The sequence below is a fragment of the Paraburkholderia sp. GV068 genome (assembly GCF_003058125.1).
GTDB lineage: Bacteria > Pseudomonadota > Gammaproteobacteria > Burkholderiales > Burkholderiaceae > Paraburkholderia > Paraburkholderia graminis.
Genome location: NZ_QBUB01000019.1, coordinates 37,158 through 60,538, shown reverse-complemented (window position 1 = coordinate 60,538; position 23,381 = coordinate 37,158). Strand labels below are relative to the sequence as shown.

The 23,381-nt window shown below is 63.8% G+C and carries 18 protein-coding genes; 13 read left to right on the top strand and 5 right to left on the bottom strand.

Features of this window, described 5'->3' with window-relative positions:
* The first annotated feature begins 129 nt into the window (after positions 1-129).
* On the top strand, positions 130-1,125 hold the full coding sequence (gene msrP, locus C8K18_RS28715; RefSeq protein ID WP_107710644.1) for a protein-methionine-sulfoxide reductase catalytic subunit MsrP: 996 nt from the start codon (positions 130-132) through the stop codon (positions 1,123-1,125).
* A gap of 11 nt (positions 1,126-1,136) precedes the next feature.
* Positions 1,137-1,850, top strand: coding sequence for a protein-methionine-sulfoxide reductase heme-binding subunit MsrQ (msrQ, locus tag C8K18_RS28710; protein ID WP_181324954.1), 714 nt, complete (start codon positions 1,137-1,139; stop codon positions 1,848-1,850).
* An 88-nt stretch (positions 1,851-1,938) separates the two neighbouring features.
* Here the strand turns inward: msrQ and lysA are convergent, their stop codons facing one another.
* Complete coding sequence (lysA, locus tag C8K18_RS28705) at positions 1,939-3,201, bottom strand: diaminopimelate decarboxylase (RefSeq protein WP_107710642.1); 1,263 nt, start codon at positions 3,199-3,201, stop codon at positions 1,939-1,941.
* Between the two features lie 9 nt (positions 3,202-3,210).
* Positions 3,211-3,585, bottom strand: coding sequence for a lipoprotein (locus C8K18_RS28700; protein WP_107710641.1), 375 nt, complete (start codon positions 3,583-3,585; stop codon positions 3,211-3,213).
* A gap of 35 nt (positions 3,586-3,620) precedes the next feature.
* Here C8K18_RS28700 and cyaY point away from each other — a divergent pair, with 35 nt between their 5' ends.
* Positions 3,621-3,938 (top strand): iron donor protein CyaY, encoded by a 318-nt coding sequence (gene cyaY / locus C8K18_RS28695; RefSeq protein ID WP_053858822.1) that lies wholly within the window; start codon positions 3,621-3,623, stop codon positions 3,936-3,938.
* Positions 3,939-4,034: 96 nt separating this feature from the next.
* Here cyaY and C8K18_RS28690 read toward each other — a convergent pair whose 3' ends face one another.
* Positions 4,035-6,428 carry a penicillin-binding protein 1A gene (locus tag C8K18_RS28690; RefSeq protein WP_029971257.1) on the bottom strand — a complete coding sequence of 798 codons (2,394 nt, stop codon included), beginning with the start codon at positions 6,426-6,428 and terminating at the stop codon, positions 4,035-4,037.
* A gap of 254 nt (positions 6,429-6,682) precedes the next feature.
* Between C8K18_RS28690 and pilM the strand changes: the two genes are divergently transcribed.
* The 7 genes from pilM to C8K18_RS28655 all read left to right on the top strand — a co-directional run bounded on the left by pilM (position 6,683) and on the right by C8K18_RS28655 (position 14,106).
* Complete coding sequence (gene pilM, locus C8K18_RS28685) at positions 6,683-7,675, top strand: type IV pilus biogenesis protein PilM (RefSeq protein ID WP_029971258.1); 993 nt, start codon at positions 6,683-6,685, stop codon at positions 7,673-7,675.
* Positions 7,672-8,412: a fimbrial assembly protein gene (locus C8K18_RS28680; RefSeq protein WP_107710640.1), complete on the top strand. Its 741-nt coding sequence runs from the start codon at positions 7,672-7,674 to the stop codon at positions 8,410-8,412. Before pilM ends, C8K18_RS28680 begins: the two co-directional genes overlap by 4 nt.
* Entirely contained in the window at positions 8,409-9,344 is a 936-nt protein-coding gene (locus C8K18_RS28675) for a hypothetical protein (RefSeq protein WP_107710639.1), read from the top strand. Before C8K18_RS28680 ends, C8K18_RS28675 begins: the two co-directional genes overlap by 4 nt.
* A gap of 125 nt (positions 9,345-9,469) precedes the next feature.
* Positions 9,470-11,089 (top strand): type IV pilus secretin PilQ, encoded by a 1,620-nt coding sequence (locus C8K18_RS28670; RefSeq protein ID WP_244230945.1) that lies wholly within the window; start codon positions 9,470-9,472, stop codon positions 11,087-11,089.
* A gap of 106 nt (positions 11,090-11,195) precedes the next feature.
* The gene (aroK, locus tag C8K18_RS28665) at positions 11,196-11,747 is read left to right on the top strand and encodes a shikimate kinase AroK (RefSeq protein ID WP_006052245.1); all 552 of its coding nucleotides are present in this window, start codon (positions 11,196-11,198) and stop codon (positions 11,745-11,747) included.
* A complete protein-coding gene (aroB, locus tag C8K18_RS28660; RefSeq protein ID WP_107710637.1) occupies positions 11,747-12,832 on the top strand; it encodes a 3-dehydroquinate synthase in 1,086 nt (361 codons plus the stop codon). The genes aroK and aroB overlap by 1 nt, the downstream gene beginning before the upstream one ends.
* 68 nt (positions 12,833-12,900) lie before the next feature.
* The gene (locus C8K18_RS28655; protein ID WP_029971264.1) at positions 12,901-14,106 is read left to right on the top strand and encodes a deoxyguanosinetriphosphate triphosphohydrolase; all 1,206 of its coding nucleotides are present in this window, start codon (positions 12,901-12,903) and stop codon (positions 14,104-14,106) included.
* Between the two features lie 78 nt (positions 14,107-14,184).
* Here the strand turns inward: C8K18_RS28655 and C8K18_RS28650 are convergent, their stop codons facing one another.
* Both C8K18_RS28650 and C8K18_RS28645 read right to left on the bottom strand, forming a co-directional pair.
* Positions 14,185-14,565: a YqjD family protein gene (locus C8K18_RS28650; protein WP_006052248.1), complete on the bottom strand. Its 381-nt coding sequence runs from the start codon at positions 14,563-14,565 to the stop codon at positions 14,185-14,187.
* Between the two features lie 384 nt (positions 14,566-14,949).
* Positions 14,950-15,675, bottom strand: a complete 726-nt coding sequence (locus C8K18_RS28645) for an OmpW family protein (protein WP_006052249.1) — start codon at positions 15,673-15,675, stop codon at positions 14,950-14,952.
* Between the two features lie 187 nt (positions 15,676-15,862).
* Between C8K18_RS28645 and C8K18_RS28640 the strand changes: the two genes are divergently transcribed.
* From C8K18_RS28640 to C8K18_RS28630, 3 genes are all read left to right on the top strand, one after another.
* Positions 15,863-16,570 (top strand): transposase, encoded by a 708-nt coding sequence (locus C8K18_RS28640; protein WP_006052250.1) that lies wholly within the window; start codon positions 15,863-15,865, stop codon positions 16,568-16,570.
* A 320-nt stretch (positions 16,571-16,890) separates the two neighbouring features.
* Positions 16,891-21,594 carry a glutamate synthase-related protein gene (locus C8K18_RS28635; RefSeq protein ID WP_107710636.1) on the top strand — a complete coding sequence of 1,568 codons (4,704 nt, stop codon included), beginning with the start codon at positions 16,891-16,893 and terminating at the stop codon, positions 21,592-21,594.
* Between the two features lie 148 nt (positions 21,595-21,742).
* On the top strand, positions 21,743-23,212 hold the full coding sequence (locus C8K18_RS28630) for a glutamate synthase subunit beta (RefSeq protein ID WP_006052252.1): 1,470 nt from the start codon (positions 21,743-21,745) through the stop codon (positions 23,210-23,212).
* The last annotated feature ends 169 nt before the right edge of the window (positions 23,213-23,381 follow it).

The following is a 23,381-nucleotide window of genomic DNA, read 5'->3' as shown; positions in this document are numbered from 1 at the left end:
TTTTATGGCTGGCGGAATATTTGCGCATCGAATGTGTTTGTTTTATAGAGCGCGCATGGATAGCCCGACGAGCGATCATCACCTGGCCCCGTTAGATGTTTCAACGCAAGGGCCGCAAGGAGCAGCACGATGTGGATCAAGCGAAGCGACAGGATTCAACTCACCGGCGACGATATCGCTCGCAGCGAAATCACGCCGCAGCACATTTTCGAAAACCGGCGGCGCGTGCTGCAGGCGGCCGGCGCGTTGGCGCTCGGCAGTCTGATCGGCGTGAACGGCGAAGCGCTGGCTGCGTACACGTCGACCGATCCGAAGGCGCAGAAGCTCAGCGCGAAGACCAACGCGAAGTTCATCGCGCTCGACAAGATCACGCCGTTCAAAGACATCACCACCTACAACAACTACTACGAGTTCGGCACCGATAAGTCCGACCCGGCGCAGCACGCGGGCACGCTGCGTCCGCGTCCGTGGAAGGTGAGTGTCGAAGGCGAAATCAAGAACCCGAAGGTGTATGACATCGACGAGTTGCTCAAACTCGCGCCGCTCGAGGAGCGCGTGTATCGGCTGCGCTGCGTCGAAGGTTGGTCGATGGTGATTCCGTGGATCGGCGTGCCGCTCGCGGAGTTGATCAAGCGCGTGCAGCCGACCGGCAACGCGAAATACGTACAGTTCATCACGCTCGCGGATCCGTCGCAGATGCCGGGGCTTTCCACGCCGATACTCGACTGGCCTTACTCCGAAGGCCTGCGCATGGACGAGGCGATGAATCCGCTCACGCTGCTCACGATGGGCGTCTATGGTCAGGTGCTGCCGAATCAGAACGGCGCGCCGGTTCGCATCGTGGTGCCTTGGAAATACGGCTTCAAGAGCGCGAAGTCGCTCGTGAAAATCCGCTTTGTCGAGAAGCAGCCGCCGACGAGCTGGAACACGTACGCGTCGAGCGAGTACGGGTTTTATTCGAACGTGAACCCGAATGTCGACCACCCGCGCTGGAGCCAGGCGACCGAGCGGCGCATCGGCGAAGACGGGTTTTTTACGCCGAAGCGTAAGACGCTGATGTTCAACGGTTACGGCGATCAGGTCGCGTCGCTGTATCAGGGCATGGACCTGAAGAAAAACTTCTGAGCGACATGACGATGGCTTCCGATACTCAATCCGTCGCTCGCACAGAGCGCAACGCGCCACGAGCGCAGGCTCGCGCAACGCAGACGGCGGGCGCCGCCGCGAAACGGACGACCGCCGGCGCGCGCTGGGTCGTGCCCGCGAAAATCGCGGTGTTTATCGCGGCGTGGTATCCGCTTGCGCGCATCGTGTTGTTCGGCATGACCGACCGGCTCGGCGCCAACCCGATCGAGTTCATCACGCGTTCCACGGGTCTCTGGACGCTCGTGTTTCTGTGCATCACGCTGGCCGTGACGCCGTTGCGTCGTCTGACAGGCGTCGCGGCGTTCGTGCGCTTTCGCCGCATGCTTGGGCTCTACGCGTTTTTCTACGCGACGCTGCATTTCACGACGTACCTGTGGTTCGACAAGTGGTTCGACGTCGCTGAAATCATCAAGGACATTGGCAAGCGGCCGTTCATCACCGTGGGCTTTGCCGCTTTCGTGCTATTGATCGCGTTGGCTGCCACGTCGCCGCGCGCAATGGTGCGCAAGCTCGGCCGCCGCTGGCAGACTTTGCATCGTGCGATCTACGTGATCGGAGCGCTGGCGATTCTGCATTTCTGGTGGATGAAGGCCGGCAAGCACGACCTGATTCTGCCGAAGATCTACGGCGCGATCATGCTGGCGCTGCTGGGCTGGCGCCTGATCGTGTGGCTGCGAGCGCGTCGCAGTTTAAAGCCGCGTTAGACGAGCGCGCGCCGCAAACAAAAAAGGCGATGCCACCGAGGGCATCGCCTTTTTTATTCAATCGCCGGTTGAGACGTCGCGGCGCTGGTTACGCCGGCAAGATCGCTTCGCCCGCAAACAGTTGCTGGACTTCCTCGCGAGCACGGACCACATGCGCCTGTGTACCATCGACCATCACCTCCGCTGCGCGCGGACGCGTGTTGTAGTTCGAACTCATCGCGAAGCCATAGGCGCCGGCCGAACGAATCGCAAGCAGATCACCCGGCTCCACGGACAGCAGCCGCTCGCGCCCGAGCCAGTCGCCGCTTTCGCAAACGGGACCGACGATGTCGTAGACATGCGCCGGCACGCCGCGCTTAACCGCGGCGTCGATCGCGTGATACGCGTCGTACATCGCGGGACGGGCGAGATCGTTCATGGCCGCATCGACGATGGCGAAGTTCTTTTCAGCGCCCGGCTTCAGAAACTCGACGCGCGTGAGCAGCACGCCCGCATTGCCGACGAGCGAACGGCCCGGCTCGAAGTACACCTCGCGATGGCCGTGGCCGCGCGCCTCGATCCGGTCGAGCACGGTGCGCACGAACTCGCCGATATCCGGCGGCGTCTCGTCGTCGTAAGTAATGCCCAGACCGCCGCCCACGTCGATATGACGGATCGTGACGCCGTCCTGCTCGATCTGCTCGACCAGTTCCAGAACCTTGTCGACCGCGTCGAGATAAGGCGCGATCTCGGTAATCTGCGAACCGATATGGCAGTCGATGCCGACCACCTCAAGGTTCGTCATGGCCGCGGCCGCCTGATAGGTCGCGCGCGCATCTTCGAACGCGACGCCGAACTTGTTCGACTTGAGCCCGGTGGAAATATACGGATGCGTTTTCGCGTCGACGTCCGGATTCACGCGCAGCGAAACCGGCGCCTTCTTGCCCATTTGCTCAGCGACCTGGTTCAGCCGATCGAGCTCCGGTATCGACTCGACGTTAAAGCACTTGACGCCCGCCGCGAGCGCCTCGCGCATTTCGTTGGCATGCTTGCCGACGCCGGAAAACACGGTGTTTTCCGCTTTGCCGCCGGCGGCCAGCACGCGCGCCAGTTCGCCGCCCGACACAATGTCGAAGCCCGCGCCGAGGCGCGCGAACACGTTCAGCACCGCTAGATTGCTGTTGGCCTTGACGGCGACGTGCACGCTCGCGCGACGGCCGGCGCATGCGCCCGCGTACGCGTTCCACGCGGCGGTGAGCGCGGCGCGCGAATAAACATAGAGCGGCGTGCCGAACTGTTCGGCGAGCGAAACGGCGGACACGCCTTCGGCGTGAAGCACGCCGTCGACGTAGTCAAATGCAGGTCGAGTCATGCGAAGGTCTTATTGAGCGGGAGTGGCGGCGGGCTGCGAGGTCGGCTGCGAAGCTGCCTTTGCAGCCGATGCAGCGGAAGCTGCGGACGTAGGCGATGCAGACAGCTCATCTGCCGGTGCAAGCGAAAGCGGCGTGCCGGAAGTATCGGGAATGGAGTCTGAGTCGGCAGCGGTTTCTGCGCCCGGTTTCACTTCATCAGGCGACGGCGGCTGCGTGCGGTCGATCGGCTTGGCCGGCAACGGCGGCACCGTGGGCAAATAGAGCGAACCGCGTTGCCCGCAACCGGTGAGCGAACCGCCGAGCGCGCAACCTGCGAGAATGGCTAAACCCGCTACAATCGCGCGGCCGGGCGCCGCCGCGCGCATCCGAGATACGACTCGCATGACTGTCCCTGAATAAATAATCGATGGAGTTTAGCATGTCCGATAGTGATTACCTGACCCGCGCGGAGGCCGCGCTAGCCGTCATCGAACGCGCTTTGGACGACACCGAGGCCGACATCGAACTCGAGCGCAGCGGCAACGTGCTGACCCTCGAGTTCGCGAATCGCTCGAAGATCATCGTCAACCTGCAACCGCCTATGAGCGAGATCTGGATCGCCGCGAAAGCGGGCGGTTTTCACTACCGTTTCGTCGACGGCGAGTGGCGCGACACGCGCAGCGGCAAGGAATTTTTCGAGGCGCTCTCCGAATACGCGACGCAGCAGGCTGGCGAACCGGTCCGCTTCGAAGCCTGAACGCAGAGTCGGGCTGTCGACGGAAAGAAGGTCAAAAAAAAGCCGCCGCGCATGATCTGCGCGGCGGCTTTTTTCTTCAGCAAGCGGGACGCTATGTCAGTGCCCGCGGAACAGATTCATGATGTCCTGCTTCTCCTGCTCGCCGACCTGTCCCGGCGCGGCGGATGCGGCGCTCGCTTCGTCGAGCGCGGCCTGGCTGATGCCGACCGTCGAGACAAAGCCGTGCCCCGGCGTGAATTCGTCGAAATACAGTTCGGAGCCGATTTCGGTCACGCCATCGGGCTTCGGCATCTTGTAGTCCGGCACGCCTTTGAGCGCGCGTCCCATGTACTCGATCCACACCGGCAACGCGAGGCCGCCGCCGGTTTCCTTGTCGCCGAGACTGCGCGGGTTGTCGTAGCCGATCCACGCAATCGCGGTGAGCGTGTGCTGATAGCCGGCGAACCAGGCGTCGCGCGAATCGTTTGTCGTGCCGGTCTTGCCGCCGAGATCCGTGCGCTTGAGCGCGTTGGACTTCGCGCCCGTGCCGCGCTGCGCGACGCTTTGCAGCAGGCTGTTCATCACATACGCGTTGCGCGGCTCGATAGCGTGCGGCGCGCTTTGCTCGGCGACGAGCGGCTGTGCGTGCGCGACGACGACGCCGCGCGGATCGGTGACCTCGGCGATCAGGTACGGGTTGATCCGATAGCCGCCGTTCGCGAACACCGAGAACGCGCCCGCCATCTGCAACGGCGTGACGAGACCCGCGCCGAGCGCCATCGGCAGATACGCCGGATGACGGTCCGCATCGAAGCCGAAGCGCGTGATGTACTGCTGCGCGTACTTCGTGCCGATGTGGTTGAGGATACGAATCGACACCAGGTTTTTCGACTTCTGCAACGCGGTGCGCATGCTCATCGGACCGTCGAAACCGCCGCCGTAGTTCTTCGGCTCCCACGGCTGGCCGCCTGTTTCCGCAGCGCTGAAAAAGAGCGGCGCGTCGTTGATGACGGTTGCCGGGCCGAGTCCCTTTTCGAGCGAAGCCGAATAGATGAACGGCTTGAAACTCGAGCCCGGCTGACGCCACGCCTGCGTGACGTGATTGAACTTGTTCTTGTTGAAGTCGAAGCCGCCGACGAGCGCACGAATCGCGCCGTCCTGCGGCACGACGGAAACGAAGGCGCCTTCGACTTGCGGCAACTGCGTGATCGCCCACTCGCCTTCGTCGTTCTTCACGAGACGAATGATCGCGCCAGCCCGCAGCCGCTGATTCGGCTGCGCGCGTGCGCTTAGCGCCGATTGCGCGAAGCGCAGGCCGTCGCCCTGAATGGTCGCCACATTGCCGTCGATAAACGTGGCCTGCACCTGCTTCGGGCTCGCCGCGGTCACGACTGCCGCAATGATTTCGCCGTTATCCGGATGCTCGAGCAGCGCGTCGTCGATGGCCTGCTCGCGGTCGTCCGCGTCCGACGGCAAGTCGATGAACGCCTCCGGGCCGCGATAACCGTGGCGCCGCTCGTAGTCCATCAAACCTTTGCGCAACGCGCGATAGGCGACGTCCTGATCGGCGGAGTCGATCGTCGTCACGACGTTCAGGCCGCGCGTGTACGCTTCCTCGCGGTACTGCGCGTACATCATCTGCCGCACCATTTCCGCGACATACTCCGCGTGCACGCTGAATTCCTTGCCGGCGCCCTTCACGACAAGCGGCTGACGGCTCGCTTCGTCGTACTGCTGCTGGTTGATGTAATGCAGCTCGTACATGCGCTGAAGGATGTACTCCTGGCGCACTTTCGCGCGCTTCGGATTCACCACGGGGTTATACGCGGACGGCGCCTTCGGCAAGCCGGCCAGCATCGCAGATTCCGCGAGCGTCAGGTCCTTCAGATCCTTGCCGAAATACACGCGTGCCGCGCTCGCGAACCCATATGCGCGCTGACCCAGATAGATCTGATTCATATACACCTCGAGAATCTGATCCTTGCTGAGCTTCGACTCGATCTTGTACGCGAGCAGCATCTCGTAGATCTTGCGCGTATAGGTCTTCTCGCTGGAGAGAAAGAAGTTGCGCGCGACCTGCATCGTGATCGTGCTCGCGCCTTGCGTCGCGTGGCCATTGGTCAGCGCGACGAAGCCGGCGCGCGCGATGCCCGTCAGGTCGACGCCGCCGTGATCGTAAAAGCGCGCGTCTTCAATGGCGAGCACGGCCTTCTTCAGGCTGTCGGGCACGTCCTGAATGCGGACGATGTCGCGGCGTTCTTCGCCGAACTCACCGATCAGCACGTGATCGGCCGTATAGATGCGCAGCGGCACTTTCGGCCGGTAGTCGGTGAGCGCTTCGAGCGAGGGCAGGTTAGGCGTCGCGACCACGAGCGCATAACCGAGCACCAGCAGCACGCACGCGATGCCCGCGACGATCAGGCCAAAAAACCCAAGCAGGAGCTTGAGCCACAACGGGCGTTTGCGCTTAGGCGGCGCGGGCGGCGGAGAGGTGGGAGACGTGGATTGCATATAGGCACCAAAAAACAGTCCCGCGATTATAGCCGCCCCGCTTTTCAGCTTTCGGCATGCTTACTGACAGTTCTTTACAAGTCTCCGCGCCACGTTGAATGAGGCCTCACTGTAGCTGCTTTGACGATCGCCGGCGCGTCGGTTTCGACGACGTTGGCCGTTTGGCTGAGTGTCGCTCAGACGCGCCGATGCGCACAATCCTCCTCGCTGCTCGCGTTCGAATCGTTCGCCGCGCGAGTCTCAGGGAGGGCGTGATGACAATAAGAAGTTCATGGCTGGAAGCTGTGCAGGCGGGTATGCAGCGTTTCGCTGCGGGTATCGACGTGAGTTCGCAGGACGTGCGGCTCGTCGTGGTGAGTCAGCGTGCGCGAGCCTGCGCGTCGTTGCAGATCGAATACGTGCGCACGGTGCCGTTGCCGCCGAATGCAATGGCCGGCATCGAGATCGCGGATCGCCAAGCGGTCTCGCGCGCGTTGCGCGATGCGTTTGCCGACTTGCCTCATTCATGTGCGACATCCGCATTGCGTTGCGCGATGGCGGTGCCCGCGTCCGCGACGCTGACCGCTACGGTCCCGCTCGCACGCCTCGCCGTGCAAAGCGGTGGCGCCGAAGACGGCGGATATGAACTAGCCGAGCTCGAACCGGCGGTGATGAGCGAAGTGGAACGCATCGCGGGACTCGAGCGGCACGCATTGGCCGTCGACTGGTTTGTCGATGACCGGCCGTCGCCGGTTCGTTCGGTGACGATTGCCGCGACCGCGCGTCAGCATATCGAAGCGCGCATCGAATGCGCGGCGGCCGCGGGCATTTCGCTGACCGCGATAGACGGCGAGCCGCATGCCGCGCTGCGTGCGATGCGCTACGCGGCGAGTCGCGAGCTCGATCCACATGAACCGTATGTGGCGTTGTGGATCGGCGCCGACGGCGTGCAAGGCTGGCGTCTCGTCGACGACAGCGTCGCAGCCGAAATGCGCTATCCCGCGCCTGAGCATTCCGATCTCGCCGATGCGTTGCGCGATCTGGCGCATGGCCCGGAGTGCGACTGTGCGCTGGTGGGCGGCGAGCTCGATCTGTTGGAGGGCGTCGGCTTCTCGATGGCGGATATCGCGGATGTTCTCGGCTGCACCGTGTTGCCGTTCGAGTGCGGCGCATTGGGCGGCGTCGCGCGCAAGCTGAGCGATCCGCTGCTGCACGAACCGGCAGGCGCCGTTGCATTCGGGCTTGCATTGCGCGGGGTGCTCGAATGAGCGCGGCCGTTTTCGACGCGGGGCGTCTCGGCGCGGCGGCGCAATCGCATGTTGCACGCGACATGCGCCGGTTGCGCGCCGCGCATTCGTTCACGCCGAGGCGCGGCGGTTTCAATCTGCTGCCGCACAGACAACGCGACGCGCGGCTTGCGCGTCGGCGGTGCGTCCTTCTATGGGCCGCCGCCGCGTTGGCCGGCTGCACTGCTGTGATTGCGCTCGCCGGATATCAGATGGTCGAGAAAGCGCGGCTCGATGCGCAGCGCGAGTCGGCCGAGCAAGCGCTTGCGCAGCTCGCCGCTCCGCTGGCCGAGCATACGAAGCTGACGCGCACGCGCGACAGGCAGCGCGATGAAGCCGCCCGCGCAAAACGTCTCGCCGAGCCGCTCACCTATTTGCGCGATCTGCTCGATGCGCTGAGTTTCGAACCTGGCGACGGTGTGCTGTTGCAGCAGCTTCGCCAGCGCGAGCATGAGACCGAGCTCGTGGCGAGTTCGCGAGCGCACATCGATTCCGCGCAGTGGCTCAAGCGCCTCGGTGCGATACGCGGTGTAGAGAGCGCGGAGATGAGCGAATCGCATCGCGCGTCGGGCAAGGCGAATGCCGCGGCGAGCACTGCCGGCTCAACGGAGTTCGGTGCCCGCCTGCGCTGGGAGCACCCCATAAAAAATACGGCCGAGCATGCGGGCCTGGCGGCATCGCCGAAAACGAGCGCCGATCACAGCGGAGGTTTGAAATGAGTACGACGTTTATCGACTTCGGCGGCGCGCAACAGCCAGGTTCCATGCTGGCGCATTGGATCAAACGTGCGCGCGCGCCGCTTCATACGTGGAGCAGGCGTCGCCGCTGGGCGGTTGCGTTGCTGATTGCGCTGGTGGTGTTCGGCCTCGGTGCGCATGGCTGGATCGTGGCCGATCTCGGGCGCCTCGAAGCAAGCCGCGCGGCGCTGCATGCGAGCGCGCAGCGTCTCGCGGAGGCAAAGCGTGCGCTTTTGCAATTGCCCGCGTTGCGTCGCGAAGCCGATGCGGCGAGCGGGACGACAGGTGGCGCGTGGCCGTCGCGGGCGCAATGGACTTCGGCGGATGACGTGCGCGTCGTCTCCGAACTCGCCGCGCAAAACGGCGTGATGTTGCTGGCAGTGGAGTCCGGTGCCGCGAGCGGCACGGGCGCACAAAGCGAGCGACCGTTGCAGTTCTCGGCGCATACGGACTTCGTTCATCTGATGTCGTTTCTGCGTGGCTTGACGGAGTTGCCGGTGCTAATGGTTCCCGTCGACGTCACGATCAAGCGCGATGCGGCGTCGCTCTCGGTGAACGCGACGCTGCGCGTGTACAGCGGTTTGCGCCCGGCGCCTGTGAGCCTCTCGGTGCAGGAGCTCGCCGACGCAAGCCTTGATTCGGATGACGAAGAAGATGTCGTGTTCTTCGACCCGTTCTCGCCCGCCCAGATGCAGGCCGCGATCGACTCCCCGGGACTCGCGCAACTGCGCCTTGTTGGATTGCTGCATGACCGTGCGCGCGGTCTGGCGTTAGTCGATACGCCGGACGGCGCAGCGACTGTCGCGTCCGGTCAGCAGATCGGCGACGAGCGCTTCACGCGCTTCGATGCGTCGGGTATCACGCTCGCCCGAGGTGATGCGACGCGCACGCTGCTGCTCGCGGAGGCATCGTGATGAGCATCAGGAAGGTCTTGTGTGCCGCCGCGCGGTCGATTGTGGGCGCTGTTCTTCGCCGTGTGGCCCGCGCATGCTCCGGCTCTGGGCTGCCGATCAGCGTGCATTTCAGCGTGTGCGTCAGCATGGCAATCGGCGTGGCGCTGAGTGCCGGCATCGCGCAGGCGGCGATTCCATCGCTGCCACCGTTGCCTGCCTATCTGCCGCTCGACGAGGCATCGTCGCCTTCCGACGCGCGCTACGATGCCCCGCCGCTGCCACGCGGCACGATCGCCGAGACGCCGAACCCGTTCCGCGACGATTCTCCCGATGACACGGCGGTCTCACACACGACGCCTGCGCTGGCCGATCGAACCCACACGGGCGATGCAACCGACCCCGCCGACGGCTCCGCGCCTCTTGGCCCGCAAGCGGCAGCCTTAAGTCGCGAGGCCGCTGCGACATCATCCGCGCTCGAAGGCCCGCCCGTCCCGTTGCCGCCGCTCGCACGCCTGAGCGGCGCGCCGAAAACCGCCGCCGACGCCTCGCTAGCCGCCGACGACAAGCCGATCTCGCTGAACTTCCAGCGCGCCGAGCTGGGCGCGGTGCTGAATGCGTTTGCGCAATTCACCGGCTTGAACATCGTCGCGAGCGAGAGAGTGCGCGGCGCCGTGTCGCTGCGCCTCGACAAAGTGCCGTGGCGCGTCGCGTTCGACACGCTGCTCGACGTTCACGGCCTCGCGATGGAGCGCCACGGCAACGTCGTGTGGGTCGCGCCCATCGCGGATCTGGCGGCGCGCGAGCGGCAGCGCTACGAGGCCCACGCGCGGGCCGCCGATCTCGAACCGCTCGCGAGCCGCACATTCCAGTTGCACTATGCACGCGCCGAAGACGTGCGGCGTCTGTTGACCGGCTCGGGCAACCAGCGCGTGCTGTCGAAGCGCGGCGCCGTGACCGCCGATCCGCGCACGAATCTGCTGTTCGTGACCGACCTGGAGGGCCGCCTCGCGCAGATAGCCGCGCTGCTTGCTTCCGTCGACCGGCCGACGCGGCAGGTGCTGATCGAGGCGCGCATCGTCGAAGGCGAGCATGGTTTTTCGCGCAATCTCGGCGTGCGGCTTTCGATGGCGGGCACCAGCGCCGACGGCACCACGCGCGGGCTGAGCGGCGGCAAGGACGGTCTGGTCGCCGATCTGTCAGCGCGGCCGATCGCGGGCTTCGACGCCGCCACGGCCGGGCTCACGCTGTTCGCGGCGGGCGCGACGCGGCTTCTGAACATCGAATTGAGCGCGCTCGAGGCCGAAGGGCGTGGAGAGGTCGTTTCCAGTCCGCGCGTCGTTACCGCCGACCGGATGAAGGCCGTGGTCGAGCAGGGCACCGAACTGCCGTATCAGGCGAAAGTCGGGCAGGGCGTGTCGGGCGTGCAGTTCCGGCGGGCCACGCTGAAGCTCGAAGTCGAGCCGCAGATCATGCCGGACGGCCGCGTCGTGCTAGACCTCGATGTGGCCAAGGACAGCGTCGGCGAACAGACCGACGCCGGTCCCGCGATCAACACCAAGCACGTGCAAACCCGGGTCGAAGTGGAAGATGGTGGTACGGTGTCGATCGGCGGAATCTACGCGACGGACGGTCGCGACGATGTGACTCGGGTGCCGCTCCTGGGCAAAATACCGGTTTTAGGCGCGCTTTTCCGCCATCGGGCCCATCGCGACCAGCGCAGCGAACTGGCTGTTTTCATCACGCCGCGCGTCGTTCAGACGAATTGAGGGCACGCGCCCGCCGCTCGAAAGCGGCGGCGCGCAGGCTCGACAAGGCAGCCGCTTTGCCAGTAAGCTGCGGCACGAACCATACCGGATTAGCCAGAGGACACCGTTGCAAGCGCGGGACGCACACGCCAATGTATTTTTTGTAGGGCTCATGGGGGCAGGAAAGACCACCGTGGGCCGGGCCATTGCGCGCCGTCTCGATCGCCCGTTCTTCGATTCGGACCATGAAATCGAAGCGCGTACGGGCGCACGCATTCCGGTCATCTTCGAGCTCGAGGGCGAAGCCGGCTTTCGCGACCGCGAAGCGAGCGTCATTTCGGAACTCACGGAGCGCGACAACATCGTGCTGGCAACCGGCGGCGGCGCCGTGCTTCGGCCGGAAAACCGCGCGGCGCTGCAAAACCGCGGCGTCGTGATTTACCTGCGCGCGAATCCGCACGATCTGTGGCTGCGCACGCGGCGCGACAAGAATCGTCCGCTGCTGCAAACCGAAGACCCGAAAGCGCGGCTCGAAGCGCTCTACGAAGTGCGCGATCCGCTCTACCGCGAGTGCGCGCACTTTGTGATTGAAACAGGCCGGCCTTCGGTCAACGGACTCGTCAATATGGTTCTGATGCAGCTCGAGATGGCCGGCGTCGCCAAACATCCTGCGTCATAATGGGCCGTATGATTACCGTCAACGTCGAACTGGGCGAACGCGCCTACCCCATCCATATCGGTGCCGACCTGATCGGCCAGACTGCGCTGTTCACGCCGCACATTGCGGGCAATTCGGTCACGATCGTCACCAACACCACCGTCGATCCACTGTATGGCGACACGCTGCGCGCGGCGCTTGCGCCGCTCGGCAAGCAGGTGTCCACGGTCGTGTTGCCCGACGGCGAGGCGTACAAGAATCTCGAAACGCTGAACCTGATTTTCGACGCGCTGCTCGGCTCGCGCGCCGACCGCAAGACGACGCTGATCGCGTTGGGCGGCGGCGTGATCGGCGATATGACGGGTTTTGCGGCGGCCTGCTATATGCGCGGCGTGCCGTTCATCCAGGTGCCGACCACGCTGCTCTCGCAGGTGGATTCGTCGGTGGGCGGCAAGACGGGCATCAACCATCCGCTCGGCAAGAACATGATCGGCGCGTTTTATCAGCCGCAGGCCGTGATCGCCGACATCGGCGCATTGCGCACGTTGCCCGCGCGCGAACTGGCCGCGGGCATCGCCGAGGTCATCAAGACCGGCGCGATTGCCGACGCCGGCTTTTTCCGCTGGATCGAGGCCAACGTCGAGGCGTTGAACGGCTGCGAACCCACGGCGCTCGCGGAGGCGGTCAAGCGCTCGTGCGAGATCAAGGCGTCGGTGGTCGCGCAGGACGAGCGCGAAGGCGGGCTGCGCGCCATTCTCAACTTCGGCCACACGTTCGGTCACGCGATCGAAGCCGGCCTTGGCTACGGCGAGTGGCTGCACGGCGAGGCCGTCGGCTGCGGAATGGTGATGGCGGCGGATCTGTCCGTGCGTCTCGGCTATCTCGACGAAGCGTCGCGCAAGCGGCTCGTCGACGTGATCGTCGCCGCGCATTTGCCGACCCGCGCGCCCGCGCTCGGCGAATCGCGCTACATCGAACTGATGCAGGTCGACAAGAAGGCGGAAGCCGGCGCGATCAAGTTCATTCTGCTGAAGCGTTTCGGTGAGACGCTCATCACCCAGGCGCCCGACGCCGAGGTGCACGCCACGCTGGCCGCCGCCGTCTGACACGCGGATATTCCAGCAAGGCGCCGCGCACGGCGTCGAGCGGCGCCGCCCATGTTTCGGAGAAGCCGGTGACAGACAGGCGCAGCGACGATGTAAAGCAGCAACCCGCCGCAGCCGCGGCCGCGCTCGGCGCGCTCACGCAGGAAGCGCTCGAAGCGCATCTCGCGCCATATGCCGCGCACTCGGCGCATTCGCGCGGGCGCCGCTATCCGGAAGCCCCGCCGAGCGCGCGCACCGAGTTCCAGCGCGACCGCGACCGCATCGTTCATTCGACGGCGTTCCGCCGCCTCGAATACAAGACGCAGGTGTTCGTGAACCATGAGGGCGACCTGTTCCGCACGCGTCTCACGCATAGTCTGGAAGTCGCGCAGATCGCGCGCTCCGTGGCGCGTAACCTGCGCGTGAACGAAGACCTCGTCGAAGCCATTTCTCTTGCCCACGATCTCGGCCACACGCCGTTCGGCCATGCCGGCCAGGACGCGCTGAACGAGTGCATGCGCGAGCACGGCGGCTTCGAGCACAATCTGCAAAGCCTCGCGGTGGTGGACGATCTCGAGGAGCACTATGGCGCGTACAACGGCCTGAACCTGTGTTTCGAAACCCGCGAAGGCATCCTCAAGCATTGCTCACGTGAGAATGCGCGGCGGCTCGGCGCTTTAGGCGAGCGGTTTCTCGAAGGGCGTCAGCCGTCCATCGAAGCGCAGATCGCGAATGTCGCCGATGAAATCGCCTACAACAATCACGATGTCGACGACGGCCTGCGCTCGGGTCTACTGACCGTCGAGCAACTCGCCGAAGTCGAGCTTTGGCAAACGCACTTCGAAGCGGCGCGGCGCGATTTCCCGCAGATCGAAGGACGCAGGCTGATTCACGAGACGGTGCGGCGCATCATCAATACGCTGATCGTCGATCTTATCGACACGACCAAGCTGAACCTTGCGCATCATGCGCCCGATTCGCTCGACGCCGTGCGCGCGGCGCCGGCGCTCGTCGCGCATAGCGAGCCGATCGCGGCTCAGGCGGCGGCGCTCAAGCGCTTTCTGTTCAAGAACCTGTACCGCCATTACCGCGTGATGCGGATGGCCAACAAGGCGCGCCGCGTCGTCGTCGGTCTGTTCGACGCGTTCACCGACGATCCGCGGCTCCTGCCGCCCGGCTATCAGTCGACCGACGCCGCGCTGCAACCGCGCCTGATCGCGCATTACATCGCGGGCATGACGGACCGCTATGCGCTGAAGGAGTATCAGCGCCTTTTCGTCATCGACGACAACTGAGCGGCCACGACGGCGACGCCGTAGCGTGCCGCGGTGGCCGCGCGCCTGGCAAGCGCGCGTTCGCAGTAGCCGCGCCTGTCAGCGCACCCGCGAGGCAAACAGCGCGCCTACGATCAACGCGACGCCGCCGACAATCGCCAGCGTCTGCCACGGATTCTCATGCACGTAGTCGTCGGCATCGGCTAGCGCGACGTTGGCGCGTTCGCGCACGGCTTCGCGCGTGTCGCTTAAACGGGCGCGCGCGTTGTCGAGCTGCTTGCGCAATTTGCCGCGCAGTGCGACGGCGTCGGCCTGCGTGCCGTCCGCCAGGGTGGATTCAAGCTCGGACATCAGCGTGCGCAGTTCGCCTGCAATGTCTTCGGCCGCGTGGCGGCTGTGTCGCGCAATGCGTCGCGCGCGGCGGCTCGTGCTGGTCCAGGATTCGCCGAGGGCGTCTCGCGTATTCGGAAGTGCTGTCATGGTCGCTCCGTCGATGAGGGTGAAAAAGGCCCACGTTCACGGTTGCGTTAAACCTGATCGCAACGCAGGAAACACCAGCAGAACGCAACTTCGGTGCCACAGCCGAATGCTCCGCCCACGGCGGCGCGCGCCGAATTTCCTCAGCACATATTGCCTTCGCGACGGGTCAAATTTACAAACGCAGCGGCAACGGGACGCGCGGCATCGGTAAAGCCGGCGCGGTGGCTCGCCGCGCGCACAAAATAAAAAACGCCGCCATTGGATGAATGACGGCGTTGTTCAAGCCCCGGAAATTCGACTACCCTAATCGCACGGCATAGTTCGATGCCCGCGCGTTGAACGCTGTGCGAAGCGGGCGTTCGGAGCGACTGCAAAAAGCGAGTGTTAAAAGCGGTAACCGATATTGACGTACGTAACGATCGGGTTCAGCTTGATCTTGGTTTCCGATTGCACATTGAGCGTGCCGACCGGCGTCTTCGCCTGCGTGTTCAGTTTGGCCGTCGTGCTGAGCGGCAGGTACGACACCGAAGCGCCTGCGAACCAGTGCTCGTTGAACGCGTAAGTGAAACCCAGATTAAACACCGGCTCCCACGAACTATCCGTAGTGACGCTGGTCGGACCATGCAGGACGTTTGCCTGAAATGCGCCGTTGGTGATCTTCTCGTCGGTGAACCAGATACGGCTCACGCCGATACCGAGATACGGACGGAACGTAGCAGTGGGGGCGTTGAAGTAGTACTTGAACAGCAGCGTCGGGCTCCACTGTTTTGCCTGCCCGATCTTGCCGAATTGTTCGAGGCTGCCGCTGCCGTTCAGGTCGAACGAAGGCGGATAGCCAACCACGAATTCGGTCGCGATATGGTCGGTGATGAAGTAGCCAAGAGCCAGGCCGATGGTGTCGGCCGAACTCAGCGTTGCTCCGGTGTTCGGTTCGGTGATGTTGGTCGGACTGCCGCCGATGCTCGTCACTTTCAGGGGCTTGCTGCTCGATTGAGGCGCAAGATGGAACCAGCCTGTTGTGACGGTAAAGCTACCGGCCGATTGTGCGTATGCTGCCGTTGTCATGCCGGCTAGCATCGCGGTCCCCACTACGGCCTGTTTTAATTTCATATGTGCTCCTCCAAAAAAGGCCCGCTCATTATGAACACAACGTTTGAAACTAACCATACGCGGCGGTTAGAGTTTTCTCCCTAAGCCACGCGCGCTTTCTGGCCTGGCCGCGCCGCGCCGAATCTCCGGCGCATGCGGCTCTTCGGACCTTCGGGTATGTACCAACGCGACTATCGGATACTTCAGCATGGCACGGCTTGCACGTCTTTATGTTCCTGACCAGCCGCAGCACGTCATCCTCCGCGGACTCGATCAGCAGCCTGCGTTCGTCGACGACCAGGACTATGAATTGTTCATCGACTGTTTGAAAGCGGCTTCCCGCGACCATCACCTGTCGATCCACGCTTATGCGTTGATGCCGGGCGCGGTTCAACTGCTCGTCACGCCGACCGAGGAGTCGAGTCTGCCCAAGGCGATGCAGGCGGTGGGGCGCCGCTATGTGGCGCACTTCAACCGTCGCTACGCGCGGCGCGGCACGCTGTGGGAAGGGCGTTATCGCGCCACGGTGATCGAGGGCGAGCGGTACTTTCTGCTGGCGAGCCGCGTCGTCGAAATGTGTCCGGTGCGCATGCAGCTCGTGAGCGCGCCGGAAGACTACCGGTGGTCGAGCTACCGGCATCACATCGGTCTCACGCTCGACAGCCTGATCACCGACCATCCGCTTTACTGGTCGCTCGGCAATACGCCGTTCGAGCGGCAACGCGCGTACCGCGAGCTCTGCGAACAGCCACTCGACGAACGCGAGGCAAGCCAGCTTCAGCAGGCCACGTTAAAGGGCTGGGTGCTCGGCAGCGACACGTATCGCGAATGGGCGGCGCGCGCGGCGAACCGGCGCGTGTCTCCATTGCCGCGCGGACGGCCGCGCAAAGTCCGCGAGACGCCGCAGACGCAATAAACGCAGCGAGCGCCCCACTCGATAGGCAACAGAATCAACGGTTCATGTTTTGAACGGCATTCGGACATGCCGTTTTATTTTGCCTGCTTTCGATATGGCACCAATAAAAGCGAGCCGCAATGCACCAAATTGATAATTGGGGATCGAACGCAACGTTTTATTTGCTATTCCGTTGATTCGTCGCGTATATTCCGAATTCCGGCGTTTTTGATATGTGCAGGATGCAGCCTCAGAAGCGCCTTCGCCGTTGCGGGTGTGCACGTGCGGCAATAGAAAAAACGGTTTAACGGCCTGTCCGGCCCCTCACAGACGGTGTCCCCATGAACGATCACCAGCAACCGGTTCACCCGGTTCCCGCCGCGCAAGGGTTGTACGACCCGCAAAACGAACATGACGCCTGCGGCGTCGGCTTCGTCGCTCATATCAAGGGCAAGAAAAGCCACGAGATCATCGAGCAGGGCCTGAAGATTCTGGAGAATCTCGACCACCGCGGCGCCGTCGGCGCCGATCCGCTCATGGGCGACGGCGCGGGCATCCTGATCCAGATTCCGGACGGTTTCTATCGCGAGGAAATGGCGAGGCAAGGCGTGACCTTGCCGCCGTTCGGCGAATACGGCGTCGGCATGGTGTTCCTGCCGAAGGAACACGCATCGCGTCTCGCCTGCGAGCAGGAGCTGGAGCGCACGGTCAAGGCCGAAGGCCAGGTCGTGCTCGGCTGGCGCGACGTGCCGGTCGATCACACCATGCCGATCTCGCCCACTGTGAAGGCGAGCGAGCCGCTGATCCGCCAGATCTTCATCGGCCGCGGCAAGGACATCATGGTGACCGACGCGCTCGAGCGGAAGCTGTACGTGATCCGCAAGACCGCAAGCCACCGCATCCAGGCGCTCAAGCTCAAGCACGGCAAGGAATACTTCGTGCCGTCCATGTCGGCGCGCACGGTCGTCTACAAAGGTCTGCTGCTGGCGGGGCAGGTCGGCGTGTACTACCGCGACCTGCAGGACGAGCGCACGGTGTCGGCGCTCGCGCTCGTGCACCAGCGCTTCTCGACCAACACGTTCCCGGCGTGGGAACTGGCTCACCCGTACCGGATGATCGCCCACAACGGCGAAATCAACACGGTGAAGGGCAACGTCAACTGGCTGAACGCGCGTACCGGCGCAATCGCGTCGCACGTGCTCGGCGACGATCTGCCGAAGCTGTGGCCGCTGATCTATCCGGGCCAATCGGACACGGCATCGTTCGACAACTGCCTCGAACTGCTCGTGATGGCCGGCTATCCGCTCGTCCACGCAATGATGATGATGATCCCGGAAGCCTGGGAACAGCACACGCTGATGGACGACAACCGCCGCGCGTTCTACGAATACCACGCCGCGATGATGGAGCCGTGGGACGGTCCCGCGGCAATCGCGTTCACCGACGGCCGGCAGATCGGCGCGACGCTCGACCGTAACGGCCTGCGTCCGGCGCGCTACATCGTCACCGACGACGACCTCGTCATCATGGCGTCCGAAGCGGGCACGCTGCCTATCCCCGAGTCGAAGATCGTCAAGAAGTGGCGTCTGCAGCCGGGCAAGATGTTCCTGATCGACATGGAACACGGCCGCATCATCGACGACAAGGAACTGAAGGACAACCTCGCGAACGCGAAGCCGTACAAGAGCTGGATCGACGCCGTGCGCATCAAGCTCGACGAGATCGAGCCGAAGGCGGAAGACGTCGCGACGGAACGCCGCGAAGCCGCCGCGTTGCTGGATCGTCAGCAGGCATTCGGCTACACGCAGGAAGACCTCAAGTTCCTGATGGCGCCGATGGCGCAAGCCGGTGAAGAAGCCGTCGGTTCGATGGGCAACGACTCGCCGCTCGCGGTCATGTCCAACAAGAACAAGACGCTCTATCACTACTTCAAGCAGCTGTTCGCGCAGGTCACGAACCCGCCGATCGACCCGATCCGCGAAAACATGGTGATGTCGCTCGTGTCGTTCGTCGGTCCGAAGCCGAACCTGCTCGACACGAACAACATCAACCCCCCGATGCGTCTCGAAGTGTCGCAGCCCGTGCTCGACTTCAAGGACATCGCGAAGATCCGCGCGATCGATCAGTACACGGGCGGCAAGTTCAGCTCGTACGAACTGAACATCTGCTATCCGGTTGCGTGGGGCAAGGAAGGCATCGAGGCGCGTCTCGCGTCGCTGTGCGCGGAAGCCGTCGACGCCGTCAAGTCCGGCTACAACATGCTGATCGTGTCGGACCGCAAGACCGACCGCGACAACGTCGCGATCCCGGCGCTGCTGGCCACGGCCGCTATTCACACGCATCTCGTGCAGCAAGGTTTGCGCACGAGCACCGGTCTGGTCGTCGAAACCGGATCGGCGCGTGAGACGCATCACTTCGCGCTGCTCGCGGGCTATGGCGCGGAAGCCGTGCATCCGTACCTCGCGATGGAAACGCTCGCGCAGCTCGCGGCCGGCCTGAAGGGCGACCTGTCGGCGGAGAAGGCGATCTACAACTTCACGAAGGCGGTCGGCAAGGGCTTGCAGAAGGTCATGTCCAAGATGGGCATTTCGACCTACATGTCGTACACCGGCGCGCAGATTTTCGAAGCAGTCGGCCTCGCTGAAGACCTCGTGCAGAAGTACTTCAAGGGCACGTCGTCGAAGGTCGGCGGTATCGGTTTGTTCGACGTCGCCGAAGAAGCGATCCGTCTGCATCGCGATGCATTCGGCGACAACCCGGTTCTCGCGAGCATGCTCGACGCGGGCGGCGAGTACGCGTATCGCGTGCGCGGCGAAGAACACATGTGGACGCCGGATGCGATCGCCAAGCTGCAACACTCGGCGCGCAGCAACTCGTATCAGACGTACAAGGAATACGCGCATCTGATCAACGATCAGACCAAGCGTCACATGACGTTCCGTGGCCTGTTCGAATTCAAGCTCGATCCGGCCAAGGCAATTCCCCTCGACGAAGTCGAACCGGCGAAGGAAATCGTCAAGCGTTTCGCGACCGGCGCCATGTCGCTCGGCTCGATCAGCACCGAAGCGCACGCCACGCTGGCGGTCGCGATGAACCGCATCGGCGGCAAGTCGAACACGGGCGAAGGCGGCGAGGACGAAAACCGCTATCGCAACGAACTGCGCGGCATCCCGATCAAGAACGGCGACACGATGAAGTCCGTGATCGGCGACGAAGTGATCGTCGACATTCCGTTGAAGGACGGCGATTCGCTGCGCTCGAAGATCAAGCAGGTCGCATCCGGCCGCTTCGGCGTGACGGCGGAATACCTCGCGTCCGCCGATCAGATCCAGATCAAGATGGCGCAGGGCGCGAAGCCGGGCGAAGGCGGCCAGTTGCCGGGCCACAAGGTATCCGACTACATCGGCAAGCTGCGTTATTCGGTGCCGGGCGTCGGCCTGATTTCGCCGCCGCCGCACCACGACATCTATTCGATCGAAGATCTGGCGCAGCTCATCCACGATCTGAAGAACGCGAACCCGGCGGCGAGCGTCTCGGTGAAGCTCGTGTCGGAGTCGGGCGTCGGCACGGTTGCCGCGGGCGTTGCCAAGGCGAAGGCCGATCACGTCGTTATCGCGGGCCACGACGGCGGCACGGGCGCGTCGCCGCTGTCGTCGATCAAGCACGCCGGCACGCCGTGGGAACTCGGTCTCGCCGAAACGCAGCAGACGCTGGTGCTGAACCAGTTGCGCGGCCGTATCCGCGTGCAGGCCGACGGTCAGATGAAGACCGGCCGCGACGTTGTGATCGGTGCGCTGCTCGGCGCCGACGAGTTCGGCTTTGCGACGGCGCCGCTCGTCGTCGAAGGCTGCATCATGATGCGCAAGTGCCACCTGAACACGTGCCCGGTCGGCGTCGCGACGCAAGATCCGGTGCTGCGTGCGAAGTTCAAGGGCCAGCCGGAACACGTCGTGAACTTCTTCTTCTTCGTCGCTGAAGAAGCACGCGAACTCATGGCGCAACTGGGCATCCGCAAGTTCGACGACCTGATCGGCCACGCCGAATTGCTCGACATGAAGAAGGGCGTCGAGCACTGGAAGGCGAAGGGTCTCGACTTCTCGCGCGTGTTCTATCAGCCGCAAGTGCCGGCCGAAGTGGCGCGCAAGCACGTCGAACAGCAGGATCACGGTCTCGATCGCGCGCTCGATCACACGCTGATCGAGAAAGCGAAGGCGGCCATCGAGAAGGGCGAGCATGTGTCGTTCATCCAGCCGGTGCGCAACGTCAATCGTACGGTCGGCGCGATGCTGTCCGGCACGATCGCGAAGAAGTACGGCCACGACGGCTTGCCCGACGACACGATTCACATCCAGTTGAAGGGCACGGCGGGCCAGAGCTTCGGCGCGTTCCTCGCGAAGGGCATCACGCTGGATCTCGTCGGCGACGGCAACGACTACGTCGGCAAGGGTTTGTCGGGCGGGCGGATCATCATTCGTCCCACGAACGATTTCCGCGGCAAGTCGGAAGAGAACATCATCTGCGGCAACACGGTGATGTACGGCGCGATCGAAGGCGAAGCCTTCTTCCGCGGCGTGGCGGGCGAGCGTTTCTGCGTGCGTAACTCGGGCGCGACGGCGGTTGTCGAAGGCACGGGCGACCACGGTTGCGAATACATGACGGGCGGCACGGTGGTCGTGCTCGGCGAGACCGGGCGCAACTTTGCAGCGGGCATGTCGGGCGGCATCGCTTATGTGTACGACCCGGACAACACGTTCGCGGGCAAGTGCAACAAGTCGATGGTCGCACTCGATCCGGTTCTGCAGCAGGCCGAACAGGAACGCACGGTCGACCGCGGCCTGTGGCACGCCGGCACCACCGACGAAGCGCTGCTGAAGGGTCTCGTCGAACGTCACTTCCAGTTCACGGGCTCGCCGCGTGCAAAGGCGCTGCTCGAAAACTGGGACGCGTCGCGCCGTCAATTCGTGAAGGTGTTCCCGACCGAATACAAGCGCGCGCTCGGCGAAATGGCAGCGAAGAAAGCGAACAAGGAAGTGCTCGCCGCCTAAGCGCGGATTGAGCACTGACTGAACGCTGACTAAGCGCTAACCGCTCCCGCACAGTAGACGTCACCTTTAGCCGTACCCGCCGCCGCTCGACAATCCGATGCGCGGCGGGTCCAGATTACCCCTAGATACAGATAGAGAAGAGAACCACATGGGCAAGGCAACCGGTTTTCTCGAGTTCGAGCGCCGCCACGAGGCGTACGAAGCTCCGCTCACGCGTGTGAAGCACTACAAGGAATTCGTCGCGGCACTCACCGACGACGAAGCGAAGATTCAAGGCGCACGTTGCATGGACTGCGGCATCCCGTTTTGCAACAACGGCTGCCCGGTGAACAACATCATTCCGGACTTCAACGACCTGGTGTTCCATCAGGACTGGAAGACCGCGATTGAAGTGCTGCACTCCACGAACAACTTCCCGGAATTCACGGGCCGCATCTGCCCGGCGCCGTGCGAAGCAGCGTGCACGCTCGGCATCAACGACGACCCGGTCGGCATCAAGTCGCTCGAACACGCGATCATCGACAAAGCGTGGGCCGAAGGCTGGGTCGCGCCGCAGCCGCCGAAGCACAAGACCGGCAAGAAGGTCGCCGTGGTCGGTTCGGGCCCTGCTGGCCTGGCCGTCGCGCAGCAACTCGCGCGCGCGGGCCACGAGGTCACCGTGTTCGAGAAGAACGACCGCATCGGCGGCCTGCTGCGTTACGGCATTCCCGACTTCAAGCTGGAGAAGTGGCTGATCGACCGCCGCATGCGCCAGATGGAAGCGGAAGGCGTGACGTTCCGCGCCAACGTGTTCGTCGGCAAGGCGGATTCGCTGCCGCCGTACATCGGCAACACGGCGAAGGAAACCATCACGCCCGAGCAGTTGAAGGAAGACTTCGACGCGGTCGTGATCGCCGGCGGTTCGGAAACGCCGCGCGATCTGCCGGTGCCAGGACGCGAGCTGGAAGGCATTCACTATGCAATGGAATTCCTGCCGCAGCAGAACAAGGTCAACGCCGGCGACAAGGTCGCGAACCAGTTGCTCGCGAAGGGCAAGCATGTGGTCGTGATCGGCGGCGGCGATACGGGCTCGGACTGCGTGGGCACGTCGAATCGTCACGGCGCGAAGAGCGTCACGCAATTCGAACTGCTGCCGCAACCGCCGGAAGAAGAGAACAAGCCGCTCGTGTGGCCGTACTGGCCGATCAAGCTGCGCACGTCGTCGTCGCATGACGAAGGCTGCTCGCGCGATTGGGCGGTCGCCACGAAGCGCCTCGAAGGCAAGAACGGCAAGGTCGAAAAGCTGATCGCGGCACGCGTCGAATGGAAGGACGGCAAGATGGTCGAAGTGCCGGGTTCGGAGTTCGAAATGAAGGCCGACCTCGTGCTGCTCGCGATGGGCTTCACGCAGCCGGTGTCGCCGGTGCTCGAGGCGTTCGGCGTCGACAAGGATGCGCGCGGCAACGTGCGTGCTTCCACTGAGGGCGACAAGGCGTATTACACGTCGGTGGACAAGGTGTTCACGGCGGGCGATATGCGCCGCGGCCAGTCGCTCGTGGTGTGGGCGATCCGCGAAGGCCGTCAGTGCGCGCGTTCGGTCGATGCGTTCCTGATGGGTCATTCGGAACTGCCGCGTTAAACGTCTGTCTCGCCGCCAGCCAGGGTTTGCAGGAAGAGGTGGAGACGACGACGGTGCCTGCTTCGCGTTATAGCGGGCGGCACCGCTGAGAGCAGTGAGAACAAAGCCGGGCACCTGAGAAGGTGACCCGGCTTTTTAACGTGCGGTTTCTGCGTGCCTTAGTGCCTTG

Bases quoted from the DNA above. Each gene is read 5' to 3' on its own strand.
- msrP (WP_107710644.1), top strand. From the start codon at position 130: ATGTGGATCAAGCGAAGCGACAGGATTCAACTCACCGGCGACGATATC.
- msrQ (WP_181324954.1), top strand. From the start codon at position 1,137: ATGGCTTCCGATACTCAATCCGTCGCTCGCACAGAGCGCAACGCGCCA.
- lysA (WP_107710642.1), bottom strand. From the start codon at position 3,201: ATGACTCGACCTGCATTTGACTACGTCGACGGCGTGCTTCACGCCGAA.
- C8K18_RS28700 (WP_107710641.1), bottom strand. From the start codon at position 3,585: ATGCGAGTCGTATCTCGGATGCGCGCGGCGGCGCCCGGCCGCGCGATT.
- cyaY (WP_053858822.1), top strand. From the start codon at position 3,621: ATGTCCGATAGTGATTACCTGACCCGCGCGGAGGCCGCGCTAGCCGTC.
- C8K18_RS28690 (WP_029971257.1), bottom strand. From the start codon at position 6,428: ATGCAATCCACGTCTCCCACCTCTCCGCCGCCCGCGCCGCCTAAGCGC.
- pilM (WP_029971258.1), top strand. From the start codon at position 6,683: ATGACAATAAGAAGTTCATGGCTGGAAGCTGTGCAGGCGGGTATGCAG.
- C8K18_RS28680 (WP_107710640.1), top strand. From the start codon at position 7,672: ATGAGCGCGGCCGTTTTCGACGCGGGGCGTCTCGGCGCGGCGGCGCAA.
- C8K18_RS28675 (WP_107710639.1), top strand. From the start codon at position 8,409: ATGAGTACGACGTTTATCGACTTCGGCGGCGCGCAACAGCCAGGTTCC.
- C8K18_RS28670 (WP_244230945.1), top strand. From the start codon at position 9,470: ATGGCAATCGGCGTGGCGCTGAGTGCCGGCATCGCGCAGGCGGCGATT.
- aroB (WP_107710637.1), top strand. From the start codon at position 11,747: ATGGGCCGTATGATTACCGTCAACGTCGAACTGGGCGAACGCGCCTAC.
- C8K18_RS28650 (WP_006052248.1), bottom strand. From the start codon at position 14,565: ATGACAGCACTTCCGAATACGCGAGACGCCCTCGGCGAATCCTGGACC.
- C8K18_RS28645 (WP_006052249.1), bottom strand. From the start codon at position 15,675: ATGAAATTAAAACAGGCCGTAGTGGGGACCGCGATGCTAGCCGGCATG.
- C8K18_RS28640 (WP_006052250.1), top strand. From the start codon at position 15,863: ATGGCACGGCTTGCACGTCTTTATGTTCCTGACCAGCCGCAGCACGTC.
- C8K18_RS28635 (WP_107710636.1), top strand. From the start codon at position 16,891: ATGAACGATCACCAGCAACCGGTTCACCCGGTTCCCGCCGCGCAAGGG.
- C8K18_RS28630 (WP_006052252.1), top strand. From the start codon at position 21,743: ATGGGCAAGGCAACCGGTTTTCTCGAGTTCGAGCGCCGCCACGAGGCG.